This window comes from Streptomyces lavendulae subsp. lavendulae (genome assembly GCF_002803845.1).
Classification (GTDB): domain Bacteria; phylum Actinomycetota; class Actinomycetes; order Streptomycetales; family Streptomycetaceae; genus Streptomyces; species Streptomyces lavendulae.
The window spans coordinates 5,580,049-5,598,623 of sequence record NZ_CP024985.1 but is presented as its reverse complement, the minus strand read 5'-3'; the positions used below and the strand labels follow the sequence as shown (position 1 = coordinate 5,598,623).

General features: G+C 73.7%; 16 protein-coding genes and 1 pseudogene. 6 read left to right on the top strand and 11 right to left on the bottom strand.

Annotation, left to right across the window (positions count from 1 at the left end; genetic code table 11):
- Positions 1-23 precede the first annotated feature (23 nt).
- Both SLAV_RS24820 and SLAV_RS24815 read right to left on the bottom strand, forming a co-directional pair.
- Positions 24-1,538, bottom strand: coding sequence for a nucleobase:cation symporter-2 family protein (locus SLAV_RS24820; protein ID WP_078950177.1), 1,515 nt, complete (start codon positions 1,536-1,538; stop codon positions 24-26).
- Between the two features lie 596 nt (positions 1,539-2,134).
- The gene (locus SLAV_RS24815; protein ID WP_030227010.1) at positions 2,135-2,830 is read right to left on the bottom strand and encodes a TerB family tellurite resistance protein; all 696 of its coding nucleotides are present in this window, start codon (positions 2,828-2,830) and stop codon (positions 2,135-2,137) included.
- A gap of 179 nt (positions 2,831-3,009) precedes the next feature.
- Here SLAV_RS24815 and SLAV_RS24810 point away from each other — a divergent pair, with 179 nt between their 5' ends.
- On the top strand, positions 3,010-3,768 hold the full coding sequence (locus tag SLAV_RS24810; protein ID WP_030227002.1) for an SDR family NAD(P)-dependent oxidoreductase: 759 nt from the start codon (positions 3,010-3,012) through the stop codon (positions 3,766-3,768).
- 86 nt (positions 3,769-3,854) lie between these two features.
- Here SLAV_RS24810 and leuA read toward each other — a convergent pair whose 3' ends face one another.
- Positions 3,855-5,618 (bottom strand): 2-isopropylmalate synthase, encoded by a 1,764-nt coding sequence (leuA, locus tag SLAV_RS24805; protein ID WP_030227001.1) that lies wholly within the window; start codon positions 5,616-5,618, stop codon positions 3,855-3,857.
- Positions 5,619-5,983: 365 nt separating this feature from the next.
- Here leuA and SLAV_RS24800 point away from each other — a divergent pair, with 365 nt between their 5' ends.
- The 4 genes from SLAV_RS24800 to SLAV_RS24785 all read left to right on the top strand — a co-directional run bounded on the left by SLAV_RS24800 (position 5,984) and on the right by SLAV_RS24785 (position 9,084).
- Complete coding sequence (locus SLAV_RS24800) at positions 5,984-7,063, top strand: M4 family metallopeptidase (RefSeq protein ID WP_030226999.1); 1,080 nt, start codon at positions 5,984-5,986, stop codon at positions 7,061-7,063.
- A gap of 27 nt (positions 7,064-7,090) precedes the next feature.
- Positions 7,091-7,363: a protealysin inhibitor emfourin gene (locus tag SLAV_RS24795; protein WP_030226993.1), complete on the top strand. Its 273-nt coding sequence runs from the start codon at positions 7,091-7,093 to the stop codon at positions 7,361-7,363.
- 81 nt (positions 7,364-7,444) lie between these two features.
- The gene (locus SLAV_RS24790) at positions 7,445-8,263 is read left to right on the top strand and encodes a GNAT family N-acetyltransferase (protein WP_030226991.1); all 819 of its coding nucleotides are present in this window, start codon (positions 7,445-7,447) and stop codon (positions 8,261-8,263) included.
- Between the two features lie 119 nt (positions 8,264-8,382).
- Complete coding sequence (locus SLAV_RS24785; RefSeq protein ID WP_030226989.1) at positions 8,383-9,084, top strand: SAM-dependent methyltransferase; 702 nt, start codon at positions 8,383-8,385, stop codon at positions 9,082-9,084.
- On the opposite strand, the gene era is transcribed toward SLAV_RS24785, so the two are convergent.
- The 3 genes from era to SLAV_RS24770 all read right to left on the bottom strand — a co-directional run bounded on the left by era (position 9,081) and on the right by SLAV_RS24770 (position 13,432).
- Complete coding sequence (gene era, locus SLAV_RS24780) at positions 9,081-10,031, bottom strand: GTPase Era (RefSeq protein WP_373913591.1); 951 nt, start codon at positions 10,029-10,031, stop codon at positions 9,081-9,083. The two genes, SLAV_RS24785 and era, sit on opposite strands and share 4 nt — an antisense overlap.
- Before the next feature lie 923 nt (positions 10,032-10,954).
- Positions 10,955-12,238 carry a beta-xylosidase gene (locus SLAV_RS24775; protein WP_037686548.1) on the bottom strand — a complete coding sequence of 428 codons (1,284 nt, stop codon included), beginning with the start codon at positions 12,236-12,238 and terminating at the stop codon, positions 10,955-10,957.
- A 120-nt stretch (positions 12,239-12,358) separates the two neighbouring features.
- The gene (locus SLAV_RS24770) at positions 12,359-13,432 is read right to left on the bottom strand and encodes a GlxA family transcriptional regulator (RefSeq protein WP_078950176.1); all 1,074 of its coding nucleotides are present in this window, start codon (positions 13,430-13,432) and stop codon (positions 12,359-12,361) included.
- 70 nt (positions 13,433-13,502) lie between these two features.
- Here SLAV_RS24770 and SLAV_RS24765 point away from each other — a divergent pair, with 70 nt between their 5' ends.
- Complete coding sequence (locus SLAV_RS24765) at positions 13,503-14,804, top strand: MFS transporter (protein WP_030226973.1); 1,302 nt, start codon at positions 13,503-13,505, stop codon at positions 14,802-14,804.
- Here the strand turns inward: SLAV_RS24765 and SLAV_RS24760 are convergent.
- The 5 genes and pseudogenes from SLAV_RS24760 to ybeY all read right to left on the bottom strand — a co-directional run bounded on the left by SLAV_RS24760 (position 14,785) and on the right by ybeY (position 18,570).
- A pseudogene (locus SLAV_RS24760) lies at positions 14,785-15,791 on the bottom strand (aminoglycoside phosphotransferase family protein). The gene SLAV_RS24765 and the pseudogene SLAV_RS24760 overlap by 20 nt on opposite strands.
- 54 nt (positions 15,792-15,845) lie before the next feature.
- Positions 15,846-16,223, bottom strand: a complete 378-nt coding sequence (locus tag SLAV_RS24755; protein WP_030226970.1) for a cytidine deaminase-like protein — start codon at positions 16,221-16,223, stop codon at positions 15,846-15,848.
- Between the two features lie 195 nt (positions 16,224-16,418).
- Entirely contained in the window at positions 16,419-16,772 is a 354-nt protein-coding gene (locus tag SLAV_RS24750; protein WP_030226968.1) for an MmcQ/YjbR family DNA-binding protein, read from the bottom strand.
- Positions 16,769-18,076: a hemolysin family protein gene (locus SLAV_RS24745; RefSeq protein WP_030226965.1), complete on the bottom strand. Its 1,308-nt coding sequence runs from the start codon at positions 18,074-18,076 to the stop codon at positions 16,769-16,771. The genes SLAV_RS24750 and SLAV_RS24745 overlap by 4 nt, the downstream gene beginning before the upstream one ends.
- Positions 18,073-18,570 carry an rRNA maturation RNase YbeY gene (ybeY, locus tag SLAV_RS24740; protein WP_030226964.1) on the bottom strand — a complete coding sequence of 166 codons (498 nt, stop codon included), beginning with the start codon at positions 18,568-18,570 and terminating at the stop codon, positions 18,073-18,075. The genes SLAV_RS24745 and ybeY overlap by 4 nt, the downstream gene beginning before the upstream one ends.
- Positions 18,571-18,575 lie beyond the last annotated feature (5 nt).

Below are 18,575 nucleotides of genomic sequence, written 5' to 3'. Positions count from 1 at the left end.
GGGGGCGGCACCCCTTGGGAGGATCAGGGGGCGGTGGTTCCGGCCCCGTCGGCCGTCACGGCCTTCTCGGCCTTCTCGGCCTTCTCGGCCTTCTCGGCCCCGGCCGGGGCCGCCACCGGCTGGGCGGGCAGCTCGACCGGCGGGGCGGCCGGCCCGGCCGGCGGGGCGGACCGGGCCTCGTCCTTGGCCAGGCCGTTGAAGACCAGGTTGAGGAGGATGGCGGCCGTGGCACCGAGGGTGACACCACTGTTGAGGAGCGAGGAGACGTCCGGGCCGACGTGCTTGTCGAAGTAGGCCGGAACCGTGGCGGGGAAGAGCGCGAAGGCCAGCGAGACGCCGACGATCAGGGCGTTCTTCTCCTCCTTGAGGTCCACCTTGGCGAGGGTCTGGATACCGGCCAGGGCGACCATGCCGAACATCACGGTGGCGGCGCCGCCCAGGACGCCCGGCGGGACGGAGGCGACGATCGCGGCGGCCTTGGGGATCAGGCCGAGCACGATCATGAAGGCGCCGGCGGCCACGACCACGAAGCGGCTCTTGACCTTGGTCATCCGCACCAGGCCGACGTTCTCGGCGAAGGCCACGTAGGGGAAGGAGTTCAGGATGCCGCCCAGGGCGGTGGCGGCGCCGTCGGCACGCAGGGCCCGGGCCACGGTCTCGCTGTCGACCTCCTTGCCGACGATGTCGCCGACCGCGTACGTGTCACCGGTGGTCTCGACCATGGTGATCAGCATGACGATCAGCATGAGGAGGACCGGGAACCATTCGAACTTCGGGGCGCCGAAGTGGAAGGGCGTGGTGACGCCGATCCAGTCGGACTGCCCGACGCTGGCGAACTTCGCGTCGCCGAGGAGGAAGGCCGCCGCGGTGCCGCCGACCAGGCCGAGCAGGATGCTGATGCTGCGCAGGAACGGTCCGCCGAACTTCATCAGGACGAGGATGAAGAGCATGGTGGCGCCGGCGTAGGCCAGCTGCGTGGGGACGCCGCCGTCGGCGATCGTCGGGGCGCCGCCGGCCGCGTCCTTGAGGCCGACCGGGATCAGGACGATGCCGAGGACCGTGATGACCGTGCCGGTGACCACCGGCGGGAAGAGCCGCATGACCGCGCGGAACGCCTTGGCGGGCAGCCAGGCGAAGGCGAAGGTGGCCAGACCCGCCGTGATGACGGCGCCGTAGATGACCAGCAGGGCGGCGGTGCCGCCGCCGGCGCCGAGGCCGATGGCGATCATCGGCGAGACCGCCGTGAAGGTCACGCCCTGGATCAGCGGGAGCCGCGCGCCGACCCGGCCGATGCCCCAGGCCTGGATGATCGAGGCGATGCCGCAGGTGAAGAGATCCGCGTTGATCAGGTAGACCAGCTGTTCCGGGCTCAGCTTCAGTGCGCTGCCGACGATGATCGGGACGATCACCGCGCCGGCGTAGAAGGCGAGTACGTGCTGGAAGCCGTACAGCGCGAGCTTGGGGAGGGGGAGCACCTCGTCGACCGGGTGCGAGCTCTGCTCTCCGTTGACGGAAAGCCGGGCGGCGACACGTGCCATCTCTGCCTTGCCCTTCAAAGGTAGGTAATTGAGAGGAAGCTGGTTGTCCCTGGTCGGAGTGGGTCGCTAACCCGTTGGTCCGCCGGGGTCGTCAGGGGGAACACGGAGATCGAAGCCCCGCTGTGTTTCCGGCGGCGTCTCGTCGTGTGACCGGAATTGAACGCCTGTGGAAGTGCTCACACATATCGTCGACTTCTACAAAGTGTTGACGTCCCGGGACGGCCGATCTGGAGGTTCCGCCAATGGTGCGAGCGTGGCGACGGAGGTAAGGCCCCGGGCTCCGCAAAGCCCCGCCGCGACCGTGCGGCAGCGAAGCGCACGGCCTCTGACGTGCCCGGACGTCGGCGAGGGGCTTCGGCGCGGCAAAGGGGAGCGCATGATTTCGGCCGTCCGCATGCTGGATGGCCGGATGAGGAGGGAGCACTTCCACCCCGTGGCACGGATCCCGTGGGGCCCCGGTTCACCGCCGTGAGGCCGGATCGTTACCTCCTCCGGGGCCGCCGGAGCCCGCCGTGGGGCCCTCCGCGGGCCCCGGAACGCACGGGGGCCCGGCCGGGGCAGCCCCGGCCGGGCCCTGGCCCTCGTACGCGCGTGCGCTACGGCGCCCGCACCGCCGACAGCAGCCGGGCCACCTCGTCCGCGTCCATGCGCAGCGCGGCGCCGACGGTGGCCAGCACCTCGCGCTCGGCCGGGATGTACGGCCCGTCCGCGAGGGCGATCCGGGCGCCCTGGAGCAGGACCGATGCGCGGCCCGGTCCGGCCAGGTGCGGGGCCAGCGGTTCCAGCGCCTCGTGGAGCTCTATCGACAGGGCGGCCCCGCAGCACTCGGGCCCGTCGTAGAGCCCGAGCCGGCCCTCGTCGGTGGCCAGGGCCTCCACCATGGACTCCAGCTGCTCCTCGGTGCAGTCCTGGAACCCGGCGGTCCGTACGGCCGTCACGGCGGCCTCCAGCGCGCTGCGCGAGGAGGTACCGCCGGCCGCCAGTACGGCGAGGGCCACCGTGTGCGCGGCGTCGCGCAGCAGGGCGGAGAAGCGGGTGGTGGTGAGGTGGTCGAGCACGTCGGTGTCGAAGCGGTCCCGGCAGGCCTGGCACTCGACGACGGGCCCCGCGTCCCCGCGCGGCAGCAGCGGCACTCCGAGCACGGTGAAGCGGCGGCGCCCGGTGCGCCGGCGGTAGTTGCGGTCACCGCCGCAGCCGGGGCAGAAGAACTCCCCGTCGCCCACGGTGCTCCAGGTGGTACGGATGCCCCAGGCCGTCAGCTTCCGGCCGTCCCCACCCCGAACTGGCAGCACGTCGCACCTCCGTCACCTTCCGGCAACATCGCCGGGTTGGCGTGATGTTAGCCACATCGGTGAGGATGCGTCAGTCGTGTGACAAGACAACATGGGACGGGGGCGCGCAGTTGGCCGAGTTGCGCCCCCGCCGCCGTGTGCGCCCCCGGGGCCTTCCCGCAGTCCCTACCCTCGGCGCCATGAACGAGAAGTCCTGTCTGGTCACCGGTGCCGCGAGCGGCATCGGCCGGGCCACGTCCCTGCTGCTGGCCCGCTCGGGGGCCCGGCTGACCGCCGCCGACGTCAACGCCGGCGGCCTGGAGTCCCTGCGCGCGGAACTGGCCGGTGAGGGCCGGGGCATCACGGTCGTCACCGGCGACGTGTCCGATCCCGCGGCCAACCGCGCGATGGTCGAGGCGGCGGTCGGCGCCTACGGCCGCCTCGACGTCGCCGTGGCGAACGCCGGGGTGCTCCCTCTCTCGGACGTACGGGAGACCAGTCCCGAGGACTGGGACCACGTGATGGCCGTCGACGGCCGGGGGATGTTCCTGACCTGCAAGTACGCCATCGAGGCGATGATCGCGCAGCCCCGTCCCGGCGGGGCGCTGGTGTGCGTGTCCTCGATCTCGGGAGTGGCCGGGCAGGCCCGCCAGGCGGCGTACGGGCCCGCGAAGTTCGTGGCCTCCGGGCTGACCAAGCACCTGGCGGTGGAGTGGGCGGCGCACGGGATCCGCGTCAACGCGGTGGCACCCGGAACCATCCGCACGGAGCGGGTGATCGCGCTGGCGGACGAGCCGGGCGGGCCGGAGTACCTGGCCGAGGTGACCGCCGCCCATCCGATGGGGCGGCTGGGCGAGCCGGAGGAGGTGGCCCGGGTCATCGCGTTCCTCGCCTCGGACGCGGCGTCCTTCGTGACCGGCGCGGTCCTCCCGGTCGACGGCGGCTACCTGGCCCGCTGAGGGTCCCCGCGGCTCCCGGAACGGCGGAACCCCGCCCCCGCGCTGCGGCGGGGGGCGGGGTTCTCGTACGAGGGTCGTACGGGGTGTCAGCGGCCCGCGCGGTTGACGGCGGAGATGACCGCCTTCAGGGAGGCGCGGGTGGTGTTGGCGTCGATGCCGATGCCCCACAGGACGCGGCCGTCGATCGCGCACTCGATGTACGAGGCGGCCACGGCGGAGGCGCCCTCGCTCATGGTGTGCTCGGTGTAGTCCAGCAGGCGGGCGTCGACGCCGATGCCGGCCAGCGCGTCGAAGAAGGCCGAGATCGGACCGTTGCCGGTGCCGTTCAGGACCGTCTCCACGCCGTCCACGACCGCCTCGACGGTCAGCGTGTCGGTGCCGTCCTTGTCGGTGGCGGTCGAGCCGGAGCGCAGCTGGATGCGGCCCCACGGGTTCTCGGGGTTGGGCAGGTACTCGTCGGAGAACACGTCCCAGATGGCCTTCGGCGTGACCTCGCCGCCCTCGGCGTCGGTCTTGGCCTGGATGATCCGGGAGAACTCGATCTGCATGCGGCGCGGCAGGTCCAGCTTGTGGTCGTTCTTCAGGACGTAGGCGATGCCGCCCTTGCCGGACTGCGAGTTGACGCGGATGACCGCCTCGTAGGAACGGCCGACGTCCTTCGGGTCGATGGGCAGGTACGGCACGGCCCACTCGATGTCGTCGACGGTCTTGCCCCGGGCGGCCGCGTCGGCCTCCATGGCGTCGAAGCCCTTCTTGATGGCGTCCTGGTGGGAGCCGGAGAAGGCGGTGTAGACCAGGTCGCCCGCGTAGGGGTGGCGCGGGTGGACCTCCATCTGGTTGCAGTACTCGCTGGTGCGACGGATCTCGTCGATCTGCGAGAAGTCGATCTGCGGGTCGATGCCCTGGGAGAACAGGTTCATGCCCAGCGTGATCAGGTCGACGTTGCCGGTGCGCTCGCCCTGCCCGAACAGGCAGCCCTCGATGCGGTCGGCGCCGGCCATCAGGGCCAGCTCGGCGGCGGCGACGGCGGTGCCGCGGTCGTTGTGGGGGTGCACGGAGATGCAGATGTGCTCGCGGCGGGTCAGGTTGCGGGCCATCCACTCGAAGCGGTCCGCGTGGGTGGACGGCGTCGAGCGCTCCACGGTGGCGGGCAGGTTCAGGATGATCTCGCGGCCCTCGGCCGGCTGCCAGACGTCGCAGACGGCCTCGCAGACCTCCAGGGCGAAGTCCAGCTCGGTGTCGGTGAAGATCTCCGGGCTGTACTGGTAGCCGAAGGTGGTCTCGGGGCCCAGCAGCTTCTCGGCGTACTCCATGACCAGGCGGGTGCCGTCGACGGCGATCTGCTTGATCTGCTCCTTCGAGCCGCGGAAGACCACGCGGCGGAAGGTGGGGGCGGTGGCGTTGTACAGGTGCACGGTGGCGCGCTTGGCGCCGACCAGCGACTCCACGGTCCGCTCGATCAGGTCCTCGCGGGCCTGGGTCAGTACGGAGATGGTGACGTCGTCCGGGATCGCGCCCTCTTCGATGATCGAGCGGACGAAGGCGAAGTCGGTCTCGCCGGAGGAGGGGAAGCCGACCTCGATCTCCTTGTAGCCCATGCGCACCAGCAGGTCGAACATCTCGCGCTTGCGGGCGGGGGTCATCGGGTCGATCAGCGACTGGTTGCCGTCGCGCAGGTCGGTGGAGAGCCAGCGGGGGGCCTTGGTGACGCGGGCGTCCGGCCAGGTGCGGTCGGGGATGTCCACCTGCTCGTACCGGCCGTACTTGTGGATCGGCATGCCGGAGGGCTTCTGGGAGTGGGTCGCGTTCGTGATGGGCGTGGGGCGACCGACAAAAGGCTGCTGGCTCATGGCGTTGGGCTCCTCGCGTGTCCGCGTGTAGTTCGCTGGGACGGCCGACGGCGGTAGTGAAAACCGCAACACCAAACTCCGCGGGGAGGGGGTCGGCCTACGACTACAGACCCTCGCCGCGGCAGCTAAGGAGAAGCAGCCCGAAACGCATGATGGGCCGAGCCTAGCCGAGCCGCGCCGTATCGCGAGGACCTGTTTCAGTATGCAAGACCCGCACGTCCGATTTGCACCCTTTGTGAGTTATACCTCGGTCTCTCCTGTGAGGTCCGGCGGATCCGTCAACGCGGCATGACGGCTTTCAGACAGTCGAATGAATCATGGTTGCGGCTAGTGACATCGGGGTGACCCACTGCCACATTTCCGGCATGGATGCCTCCCACACCCCTGACCACGCCCGCCTCCACCCCGTCTTCTGCACCGTCGTGCCGCCGCACCTGCTCGACCGGGCCGCCCGGTCCGCGGACTCCGCCCGCGCCGACGCCGCGCAGCGCACCCTGGAGCTGGACGCCTCCCTGCGGACCCGGCGCCGGATCAGCGCCGTCCGGGGGATCGCCCCGCCCGCGCCGGAGGCGCCCGCGGCCGACGGGCCCCGGCGGACGATCTACGACTCCCAGCACCGCACCCGGCTGCCCGGCAAGAAGGTCCGCGCGGAGGGGGCCGAGCCGAGCAAGGACGCCACCGTGAACCGCGCCTACTCCGGGCTGGGGGCGACGTACGACCTGTTCCTCAAGGGGTTCGGGCGGCGCTCGATCGACGGCTCGGGGCTCCCGCTGGACGCGAGCGTGCACTACGGCCAGGACTACAACAACGCCTTCTGGGACGGGCAGCAGATGGTCTTCGGCGACGGCGACGGCGATCTGTTCCTCGACTTCACCGTGTCGGTGGACGTGATCGGGCACGAGCTGACCCACGGGGTCACCCAGTACACGGCCAACCTCGACTACCACGGCCAGTCCGGGGCCCTCAACGAGTCGATGTCCGACGTGTTCGGCTCGCTGATCAAGCAGTACTCCCTCGGCCAGAACGCCGACGAGGCGGACTGGCTGATCGGCGCCGGGCTGCTCGGCCCGAACGTGACCGGGGTCGCGCTGCGCTCGATGAAGGCGCCCGGCACGGCGTACGACGACGACGAGCTCGGCAAGGACCCCCAGCCCGCCACGATGGACGGCTACGTCACCACCTCGCGCGACAACGGCGGGGTCCACATCAACTCCGGCATCCCCAACCACGCCTTCTACATCGTGGCGAGCGAGCTCGGCGGCAAGGCCTGGGAGCGGGCCGGGCAGATCTGGTACGACGCCCTCACGGGCGGACAGCTGGAGGCGCGGGCCGACTTCGCGGCCTTCGCGCGGCTGTCCACGGCGGCGGCCGTCGCCCGCTACGGGGAGGGCGGCGCCGAGCACCAGGCCCTCCAGAAGGCGTGGTCGGCCGTCGGTCTGGGGTAGCGGGCCCTCCTGGGGTAAGAAGGCCGCATGCGGATCGAAGTGGTGCGGACGGGCGGTTTCGCCGGGATCGAGCGCCGGGCCGAGGTGGACACCTCGGACCGGCCCGACGAGGAGGAACTGAAGGCGCTGGCCCTGCTGGCGCTGCGGCCCGACCCGGCCGCCGGGCGGGGTTCGGCGGGGGTGCGCGACGGGTTCTCGTACCGGATCACGGTGGACGGGCGGACGGTGTCCTGTCAGGACCCGCACCTCTCGGACGCCCAGCGGAGCCTGATCGTCCGGGTGCTGAAGGAGGGCGCCTGAGCGGGGCCGGCCGCGGCGGACGGCCGGGCGGGGCTCCGCAAAGCGGGTGACCCGACGGGGCGGTTTTGCTTGGATGGCCGGATGAGCGAAACGATCTTGGCCGCCCTGGAGCGGTACTACGACACCGTCCCCCGCGTGGGCGGCGCGCGCGGCGAGGACTTCGGTCCGCTGACCCTCTTCGTCCAGGAGGGCGAGGGCTGGCCCTACTACGCGCGGCCCGCGCTCGGCGGCCCCGCCGAGGTGGGCGCCGAGGACGTACGGAAGGTGCTGGAGAGACAGCGGGAGCTGGGGGTGCCCGAGGCCTTCGAATGGGTGGCCGAAACCAGCCCTTCCTTGCGGACCGCCGTGGAGGCGGCCGGGCTCCACGTCCACGCCCACCCTCTGATGGTGCTGGACGCGGGTGCGCAGCCCCTGCCCCCGCACCCCGACGTACGGCTGCTGGGCGCCGGCGACCCGCTGCTGCGGGCCGCGGTGACCGTGCCCGCGCTGGCCTTCGCCGCACCGGGGACGGCCCTGGGCGAGGCCGGGACCGCCGAGCTGGCGGCGGCCCTGGAGGACCCGGGGACCGAAGCCCGCCGGGCCCACGTCTCCGGCATGCTCGCGGACGGCCGTACCGGCATGGCCGCGGCGGTGCGCGACGGCGTGGTGCTCTGCTCCGGCCAGTACAACCCGGTCGGCGAGGTGGCGGAGATCGTCGGCGTCGGCACGCTGCCCGCCGCCCGCCGCCAGGGGCTGGCCCTCGCGGTGACGGCGGCCCTGGTGGCGCACGCGCTGGAGCGGGGCGCCCGGACCGTGTTCCTGTCGGCCGGCGACGAGGACGTGGCCCGGATCTACGGCCGGGCCGGCTTCCGCCGCGTGGGCACGGCCCTGATCGCGGAACCTGCCGCGCGGGAGGCCTGACGGTGCGCCCGGCGGGGCGGGACGGGCCGCGTGTTGCCGGAACGGCAACGATGTTTGCCGCCGCGCCCCGCCGGGCGCAGCATCGCCGGTGTCCCTGACGGCACCACCGAGGAGGCCCCGTGGCCGACCACCAGACGCACGAGCAGCAGCACGAGCAGCAGCGCGAACGGCAGCACACCCCCGACAGCGGCTCCGGCCGCGCGTACTGGGACGACCGCTACCGCGGGAGCGAGCGGATCTGGAGCGGGGCCGCCAACGCCGTCCTGGTCCGGGAGACCGCGGATCTGGCCCCGGGCCGGGCCCTGGACCTGGGCTGCGGCGAGGGCGGCGACGCGATCTGGCTGGCCCGGCGCGGCTGGCGGGTGACCGGGACCGACATCTCCGGCGTGGCCCTGGAGCGGGCGGCCGCGCACGCCGCCGGGGCCGGGGTCGCCGACCGGGTGCGGTGGGAGCGGCACGACCTGGCCGAGTCCTTCCCGGACGGGGAGTTCGACCTGGTCTGCGCCTGCTTCCTGCACACCGTCGGGGAGTTTCCGCGCGAGCGGGTCCTGCGGACGGCCGCCGCGGCCGTGGCCCCCGGCGGGGTGCTGCTGGTGGCCGGCCACGCGGGCTGGGCGCCCTGGCAGGACACCGCGGCCATGGACGAGCTCCGGCGCGCGGTGCGCTTCCCCACCCCCGAGCAGGTCGTGGCGGAGCTGGAGCTGCCCGAGGGGGCCTGGGAGGTGCTGCTGGCCGAGGAGCACGAACGGGCCCAGGACATGCCCGACGGCACGCCCGGGACCCGTACGGACAACGCGGTGAAGGTCCGGCGCCTGGTCTAGAAGCCGAGCTTGCGCAGCTGCTTGGGGTCGCGCTGCCAGTCCTTGGCGACCTTCACGTGCAGGTCGAGGAAGACCGGGGTGCCGAGCAGCGCCTCGATGTGCTTGCGCGACTTCATGCCGACCTCCTTCAGGCGCGAGCCCTTGGGGCCGATGATGATGCCCTTCTGGCTGGGGCGCTCGATGTAGACGTTGGCGTGGATGTCGAGCAGCGGCCGGTCCGCGGGCCGGTTCTCCCGCGGGATCATCTCCTCGACCACGACCGCGATGGAGTGCGGGAGCTCGTCGCGCACGCCTTCGAGGGCGGCCTCGCGGATCAGCTCCGCGACCATCACCATCTCGGGCTCGTCGGTGAGGTCGCCCTCCGGGTAGAGCGGGGGGCTCTCGGGCAGCAGCGGGGCGATCAGGTCGGCCAGCAGCTGGACCTGGTTGTCGCCGACCGCCGAGACGGGGACGATCTCGGCCCACTCGATGCCGAGTTCCGCGCCCAGCTGGTGGATGGCCAGGAGCTGCTCGGCCAGGGCCTTCGACTCGACCAGGTCGGTCTTGGTCACGATGGCGATCTTGGGGGTCTTCTTGATCGCCGCGAGTTCCTTGGCGATGAACTTGTCACCGGGACCGAGCTTCTGGTCGGCGGGCAGGCAGAAGCCGATGACGTCGACCTCGGCCCACGTGGTGCGCACGACGTCGTTCAGCCGCTCGCCGAGCAGGGTGCGCGGCTTGTGCAGCCCGGGGGTGTCCACCAGCACCAGCTGGGCGTCGGGGCGGTGCACGATGCCGCGGACGGTGTGGCGGGTGGTCTGCGGCCGGTTGGAGGTGATCGCGACCTTGGTGCCCACGAGCGCGTTGGTCAGGGTCGACTTGCCCGCGTTGGGACGGCCGACGAAACAGGCGAAGCCCGCGCGGTGCGGGGCGGTGGGCTCGGGGGAACGATCGCTCATACGGGCCATTCTCCCCGATGCCGCTCCCAGCGCCGACCAGGCCACCGCCGCGAGGGTCAGGGCGAGCGCCAGAGCGGGTACGAGCAGGGGGTGCGCGGCGTGGTCGGCGCCGCCGGCGGCGGTGACCCCGGAGGCTTCGGCGCGCACCGTCAGCCGGGTCCACTCCAGCGGCGGCGGCCCGTCCCAGCGGGTGCCGAGGCGGACCCGCTGACCGGGCAGCAGCTCGGGCGGCAGGCCCGTGAGCGCGCGGTGCAGCAGGGGCCGGCCGAGGGCGCCGGTGGCGGTGAGGGCGGCGCGGGGCCGCAGGGTGACGTTGCCGAGGTTGTGCAGGGTGTACGAGACCTCCGCGCCGGTTCCCGCGGCGGCGACGGCGGTGACGTCCTCGACCGCGAGGGCGGGCGCGGTGGGCCCGGCGACCCGCAGGTAGAGCCGGGCCCCGACGGCCTGCCGGATCCCGATGCCCGGGGCGGTGCCCGCGGCGGCGGCCGGGGCGTCCTCCAGGGCCACGAGGGCGCCCGGGTGGTCCCCCGGTTCGGCCCGGTCGGGGACGCTCAGCTCGAAGCCGACGTCCACCGTCCCCCGGGCCGGCACGGTGACCCGGTCCCGCTCCAGCCGCACCCACGCCGCGGGGGCGCCGCGCGGTTCGTCGGGGCCGCGCAGGGCGAACCCGCCGTCGCGGGCGGTGTTGTGGGCGTCGGCGGCGTAGAGCCGGAAGGTGCGCGGCCGGTCGGTGCGGTTGGCGACGGTGACGGTGTCCCGGACGGTCCCGCCCGGGGAGGCGGCGAGGTAGAAGTACGGGCGCTGCCCGGCGGCGGTGGCGACGGGCAGCACGGACCACTGCCCGTTGTCGGCGGCTGCCGCCGGGCGGGCGGGGGCCAGCAGCGCGGCCAGCGCGAGCGCCGCCGCGGCCAGGGCGGCGGCCGCGGTCCGGATCACGACAGGGTCAGGGTCAGCACCGCCGTGTACGCCCCCGGCGGGGTGTAGGCGGGGACCCGCAGGGCGACCGTGGCGTCGATGGTGAAGGTGCCCCCGGTCAGGGGGGCGTCGGCGGTGGAGGCCAGGACCGCGCCGTCCGGGCCGACCGGACCCGGGCTGCCCGGCGCGCAGGGGCTGGGGCTGCCCGGCGCGGCCGTGCAGGAGGGGGTCCAGGAGAGGGAGCCGCCCGGGATGCGCGTACCGCCGGGGCCCGCGAAGTCGCCGACCCGGCCGACCAGCGACCACCCCGCCGGCCCGCCGCGGGCGTCCTTGACGGTGACCGTGCCGATCCGGCCGGGGGCCGCGCCGCCGTCCCCGTACGGGACCGCGCCCAGGGTCACCGCGTCACCCGTCTGGGTCATGGCGAGGGCGCCCGGCTCGACGGTCGCCGTCAGCCGCTGGGTGCCGGGCGGCGTCACGGCCGGCTCGACCACCGTGTACGCGGCCGGGCCCGTGCCCCGCTGCGCCGACCAGGCCGGACCCTCGTACGCCACCACCGCCGTCGTCGCCCGGTCCGTGACGGGCAGCAGCGCGGTGACCTCCCCGTGCGCGTCCGCGGTGACCGCCACCCGGTCGGCGGTCTCGGCGGCGCCCGCGCGGCCCGTCACGGTCACGGCGGCGCCCGGGGCGAAGCCCGCCCCGGTGACGGTGACGCGGGCGCCGGGGGCCCCGTAGCCGGAGCCCGGCAGGACGCGGCGCAGGTTGGCGGTGGGCAGCGCGGTGGCGGTGAGGCGCTCCGAGACGGGTGCGCCGGTGACCGCGCAGACGGTGTCCAGGTCGAGGAGGTGGCCGGTGTGGAGGGTGTAGGGGCCGGGGGCGAGGGTGATGGCGCCCGGGGAGGTGACGGTGAAGGTGCCGGTCATGGTGACGTCGGGCAGGGCGGCCCCCGCCGGCACGGGCTCGTTGCGCTTGGCGCCGACCACGGTGACCTCGCCGCTCTGCGCGCCGCCGAGCACGACCGTCCCGGCCGGGGTCAGCACGTCGGCGGGCAGCGGGACGGACAGCGGGTTCACGGCGGGGGACCGGGCCACCCGGTAGGTGACGGTCACGGTGTCGCCGACGCGCGGTGCGGGGTCGTCGACGGTGATCCGGGCCGTGGCGGGGCCGTCGGCGGGCGGCAGCCCGGCCTCCTGGGGCGGCAGGCAGTGCGCGGGGAACTCCACCTGCCCCGGGGGTGTGTCCTCCACGGCGGCCGCCGGAGCGCCCAGCGCTCCCCCGCTCGCGGCCGCGAGCACGGCCATGCCGACGACCGCCCGCCATCCCCTGCTGCGTGCGCCTGTTCGCAACTGAGCCCCCCGCGTCCCGTCGCCCCGTTCCGCCGCCCGGACAGGGGGCCATTCACGAGCGGGCGGCGGGAGAAGTCAATGCACGGACCCGGCAGCAACTGATGGCCCATCAGGATATGGCACCGTGTCCGGCACCGCCGCCTTCCCGGGCGCCCGCGGGGCCGCCTCCGCCGCCCGGAAGGTGCGCCGGTAGGCCGTCGGGCTCACCCCCAGCGCCGCCTGGACGTGCTTGCGCAGCGACTGGGCCGTACCGAAGCCCGTCTCCCGCGCCACCTCCTCCATCGGCAGCTCGGTGCGCTCCAGCAGCCGCCGGGCCCGCTCCACCCGCTGGGCGGTGATCCACTCGCCCGGGCTGACCCCGGACTCCTCACGGAAACGGCGCGTGAAGGTCCGTACCGACATGGCCTCCTGCCGGGCGAGGTCGCCCAGCCGCAGCGGCTCGTGCAGCCGGTCCAGCACCCAGGCGCGCGCCGCCGAGGTACTGGCCTGCTGCGGCTCGGGCACCGGCCGGGCGACGAACTGCGCCTGTCCGCCCTCCCGGTGGGGCGGCACGACGGTCCGCCGGGCGGTGTCGTTGGCGACGGCCGCGCCGTGGTCGCGGCGCACGATGTGCAGGCACAGGTCGATGCCCGCGGCGACCCCGGCCGAGGTCAGCACGTCCCCGTCGTCGGTGTAGAGCACGCCCGCGTCCACCCGCACCCGGGGGAACGTCCGCTGGAAGTGCTCGGCCCAGGCCCAGTGGGTGGTGGCCGGGCGGCCGTCCAGGTAACCGGCGGCGGCCAGGACGTAGCCGCCGGTGCAGATGGACACCATCCGGGTGCCCGGCCGGACGTGCGCGAGGGCGGCGGCGAGCTCCTCGGTCAGCCGGCCCTCGGAGTGCACCGGCCCCAGCTCGTGCGAGGCGGGGACCACGACCGTGTCGGCCGTCGCCAGCAGCTCCGGGCCGTGTTCCACGTGGATGGCGAAATCGGCGTCCGTGCGCACCGGTCCGGGCGCGGTCCCGCAGGTCAGGACCGTGTACAGGGGCCGTCCTGCCGGGTCCCACGCACGGCCGAAGATCCGGTGCGGGATGCCGAGCTCGAAGGGCAGCAGCCCGGTGAGCGCGAGGACGACGACGCGGTGGGTCCGGGGGCTCGGTTCCATGGCCATGGCCCGATCGTAGCGAACCGTGTCGGTCAGGCCACTGTCGCCGGGACCCCGCAGGCCGGAAGCTGTCGGCGTGACGCAGACAGCACCCCCCTCCACGACCCGCGCGCCCGCCCCCCGGCGGGCCGGACGCATCCACCGCGCCTGGTCCGCCGCGGCCGTCGCCTTCGTGACGGTCATCGGCGCGGCCGCCTTCGCCTCCCTCCCCGGGCTGCTCATCGAGCCGTTGCACGCGGAGTTCGACTGGTCGCGGGGCACGATCGGCTTCGCGGTCTCCGTCAACCTCGCGCTCTACGGGCTCACCGCGCCCTTCGCCGCCGCCCTGATGGACCGTTTCGGCATCCGCCGGGTCGTCGCCCTCGCCCTGACCGTCATAGCCGGCGGCTCCCTGGCCACCGTGTGGATGACCGCGTCCTGGCAACTGGTGCTGTACTGGGGCGTGCTCGTGGGCCTGGGCAGCGGCTCGATGGCCCTCGCCTTCGCGGCGACCGTGACCAACCGCTGGTTCACCGCCCGGCGCGGCCTGGTCACCGGCATCCTGACCGCCGCGGGCGCCTCCGGCCAGCTGATCTTCCTGCCGCTGCTGTCCTGGCTGGTGGAGCACCACGGCTGGCGCCCGGCCGCCGTGACCGTGTCCCTCGCGGCCCTGTCCGTCGTCCCCTTCGTCTGGCTGCTGCTGCGCGACCACCCCGCCGACGTGGGCCTCGCCCCCTACGGCGGCACGTACACCGACAAGCCCGCGCCGGTCCCGGGCGCGGCGCGGCGGGCCCTCGCCGTGCTCTTCCGGGCGGCCCGCACGGGACCGTTCTGGCTGCTCGCGGGCACCTTCGCGATCTGCGGCGCCTCCACCAACGGCCTGGTCAAGACCCACTTCGTGCCCGCCGCCCACGACCACGGGATGCCGGTGACGGCGGCCGCCGGACTGCTGGCGGTGATCGGCGTGTTCGACGTGCTCGGGACCATCGCCTCCGGCTGGTTCACCGACCGCTTCGCGCCCCGCCGCCTGCTGGCCGTGTACTACGCCCTGCGCGGGGTGTCCCTGCTGTTCCTGCCGCTGCTGCTGGCGCCGTCCGTGCACCCGCCGATGGTCTTCTTCATCGTCTTCTACGGCCTGGACTGGGTCGCCACCGTCCCGCCCACCATCGCCCTGTGCCGCGAGCACTACGGGGAGGACAGCGCGATCGTCTTCGGCTGGGTGCTGGCCTCCCACCAGGTGGGCGCGGCGCTGGTGGCCTTCCTCGGCGGCCTGGCCCGCGACGCCTTCGGCTCCTACGACCTCGTCTGGTACGCGGCGGGCGGCCTGTGCGCCATGGCCGCCCTGATGGCGATGGTCATCCGGCGCCCCGCCCCGGCGGCTACAGCAGTGGCTCCGTGAGCAGTTCGCGCAGCCAGCGGGCGCTGTCGGCGGCCCCGGAGCCGGCCCCGGCCGCCGGGGCCTCGGGGAAGAGCCGGGCCCAGGCCCCGGCCCGGCCGATGGCCCCGAGCCGCAGGGCCAGGCTCGCCGCGCGGCGCAGGCCGGCGGCGTCGGCCCCCGCGCCGCCCCACGGCTCCAGGTAGGCGTCCCGCAGCCGGGGCAGCACCGTGGGCCCGTAGCGCGCCCGCGCCGCCCGCAGGGGGACGAGCAGCCCGCAGAACGGGTGGGTGACGGAGGCGTCGCCCCAGTCGAAGAAGGTGAACCGGTCCGGCGCCGGGGCGAAGAGCTGCCCCTCGTGCAGGTCCGCGTGGTCGAGGCAGTCCGCGACGCCCGCGTCCGCGAGCTCGGCGCACCAGTCGGCGAGCCGGGGCCGCAGGGCCCGCAGCGCCCGGCGGCCGTCCCCGTCCAGGGCGGTGTTCGCGGCGACCAGCCGGTCGAAGACCTCCGGAAGTCCGGCGGTCCGGGCGGCGGGCACGCCGAGGGCCTCGATCTCCGCGGTGCGCGGCGTCAGGTCCCGCTGGAGTTCGGCGTACCGGGCCAGCGGGACCTCCCAGGCCCGCGGGTCGGCGGGGCCGGCGTCCAGGACGTCCCGGAAGAGCGGTCCGCCGTCCGGCAGCAGCGACCAGCCCCGGGCGGGGTCCACGGCCAGGGGCCGCAGCCCGTGGGCGGGGGCCAGCGCGAGAGGGCCTCGGTCAGCCCGGCCTCGAAGGCGCTGGCGGGCGGGTTCGCCTTGAACCAGACGGGTTCGCCGTCCTCGACGGAGATCCGGGCCAGCACGGACCACGGCCGCAGCCGGACCCGCCGCTCCCCCGTCTCCCGCAGGCCGTGCGCGGCGAGCGCGCTCCCGGCCCACGCGAGGGCGGCGGCGCGCCACGGGGCCCGGTCCCAGGGGGTCACCCCCCGCGGGTCGTCGCGCCGGTCCACCGTTTCCCGTACGTCCTCACCCATCGGGCCATCACACACCGGCCGCGGACGCAGGGCCACCGGATTACCGGCGGGCGGTCAGGCCCCGGCGGGGGTGGTCGACTTCAGGGTGCCGTCCGGGCCGGCCAGCAGGACGGGGGTGGCCGGCCCGCCGAGGTCGCGGACCGCCGCACGGTCGGCTTCGGCGGGCGCGTCGGCCGCGCTCACCACGGCCGCCGCCTCCAGGGACCGGGCGCCGCTGGCCACCGCCATGGCGACCGCCGTCTGCAGGGCGCTCAGCTTCAGGGACTCCAGCTCCACGGTGCCGGCGACGTACGTACGGCCGGTCTCGTCGCGGACCGCCGCGCCCTCCGGGACCCCGTTGCGGGCCCGGGCGCTGCGCGCCAGCGTGATGATCTTGCTGTCCTCGGGGTCGATCCCGGTGTCCACGGTGCTCTCGCTCATGGTCGAAAGCATAGGGAGCGCCCCGGCGCGGCCGTACGACGACCCCGCCGGGACGCTCTCCCCTCCGCGCCCCGGTTCGTCCCCCGTCCCCCCGGGGCCAGGACAAACCTAAGCTGCAACTAAGCGTTTCCTGCGATCCAAAGGTCCCGGCTTCACATGACCTTGGACCCTTTGGATTCCCTTTCCGGAACCCTCCCGGCGCCCCGCTCAGGGCCGGTCGAGCCGCAGCCGCTCCGCCTTCGGCAGACCCGCCACGACCAGGTCGTACGAGTCCTCCACCAGCTCCCGCACCAGCGCGTCCGGCAGCTCCGCGACGGTCACCGTGTTCCAGTGCCGTTTGTTCATGTGCCAGCCCGGAGCGATCGCCGCGTGCTCCGCACGCTGGCGCAGGGCCTCCTCCGGATCGCACTTGAGGTTGACCTTCAGCGGCTCGGCGTCCAGCGCCGACAGCGCGAACATCTTCCCCATCACCTTGAACACCGAGGTCTCCGGAGTGAAGGGGAACTCCTCGACCGCCGCGTTGAAGTCCAGACAGAAGGCACGCAGCTCCGCCGGGGTCATCCGTCCTCCTCGCCGTCCGCCGCCGCCACCGGCGGCACGGGCTCCACCAGCACCGTCACGATCTTGTTGCGCCGGCCGGCCGGCGACTCCGCCGTCATCCGCAGCGGACGCCCGTCCGGCAGCTCCACCACCGACGACGCACCGGCGATCGGAACCCGCCCCAGCGCCTTCGCCAGCAGCCCGCCGACCGTCTCCACGTCCTCGTCGTCGAAGGCCTCCACCCCGAACAGCTCGCCGAGGTCGGTGATGTCGAGCCGGGCCGTGACCCGGTAGCGGTCGTCGCCCAGCTCCTCCACCGGCGGGATCTCCCGGTCGTACTCGTCGGTGATCTCCCCGACGATCTCCTCCAGGATGTCCTCGATGGTCACGATGCCGGCGGTACCGCCGTACTCGTCGATGACCACGGCCACGTGGTTGCGGACCGACTGCATCTCGCGCAGCAGGTCCCCCGCGTTCTTCGTGTCCGGCACGAACACCGCCGGCCGCATCGCCGTGGAGACCAGGTCGCTCTCCGCGTCGCGGCTGATGTGCGTCCGGCGGACGAGGTCCTTCAGGTACACGATGCCGACGATGTCGTCCTCGTTCTCCCCCGTGACCGGGATCCGCGAGAAGCCCGACCGCAGGGCGAGCGTGGTCGCCTGACGGATCGTCTTGTACCGCTCGATGCACACCAGATCGGTGCGCGGCACCATCACCTCGCGCACGAGGGTGTCCCCGAGCTCGAAGACCTGGTGCACCATCCGGCGCTCCTCGTCCTCGATCAGCGACTCCTTCTCCGCGAGGTCCACCATCGCGCGCAGCTCGGCCTCGGAGGCGAACGGCCCCTTGCGGAAGCCCTTCCCCGGCGTGAGCGCGTTGCCGATCAGGATCAGCAACTGCGGGACCGGACCCATCACCCGCGCCAGCGGCACCAGCACGTAGGCCGCGGCCGTCGCCGTGTTCAGCGGGTGCTGGCGGCCGATGGTGCGCGGGGACACCCCCACCGCCACGAAGGACACGAGGACCATGACCCCGATGGCCACGAGCAGCGCGGTCCAGTTCTCCCCGAACGCGTCGAGGCACACGTACGTGACGAGCACGCCCGCCGCCATCTCGCAGGTCACCCGGACCAGCAGCGCCACGTTCAGGTAGCGGGTCGGGTCCCCGGCCACCTGGGCAAGCTTGGCGCTCCCGCGCCGGCCTTCCCGTACGGCCTGCTCGGCGCGGAATCCGGAGATGCGGGCGATGCCGGACTCGGCGCACGCCGCGAACCAGGCCACCACGACCAGCAGGACCGCGCCGGTGATCAGCTGGGGGGCGGTCACGAGACGGTGGGCGCCGGCGAGGGACCGGTCATGCCGCGCTCACCGCGCCAGCCGTCGACGATGGCCGCCTGGAGGCCGAACATCTCGGCCTTCTCGTCCGGCTCCTCGTGGTCGTAGCCGAGCAGGTGCAGCACCCCGTGGACGGTCAGGAGCTGGAGCTCCTCGTCCATGGAGTGCTGCGTCGGGGCTTCCTCGCCCTGCTTCTTCGCGACCTCGGGGCACAGCACGATGTCGCCGAGGAGCCCCTGCGGGGGCTCCTCCTCGTCCTTCGACGGCGGACGGAGCTCGTCCATCGGGAAGGACATGACGTCGGTCGGACCGGGCAGGTCCATCCACTGGATGTGGAGCTGCTCCATGGCGTCCTCGTCGATGACGATGACGGAGAGCTCGGACAGCGGGTGGATCCGCATCCGGGTGAGCGCGTAGCGGGCGATGTCGAGGATCGCCTGCTCGTCGACCTCGGTTCCGGACTCGTTGTTGACGTCGATCGACATGGTGC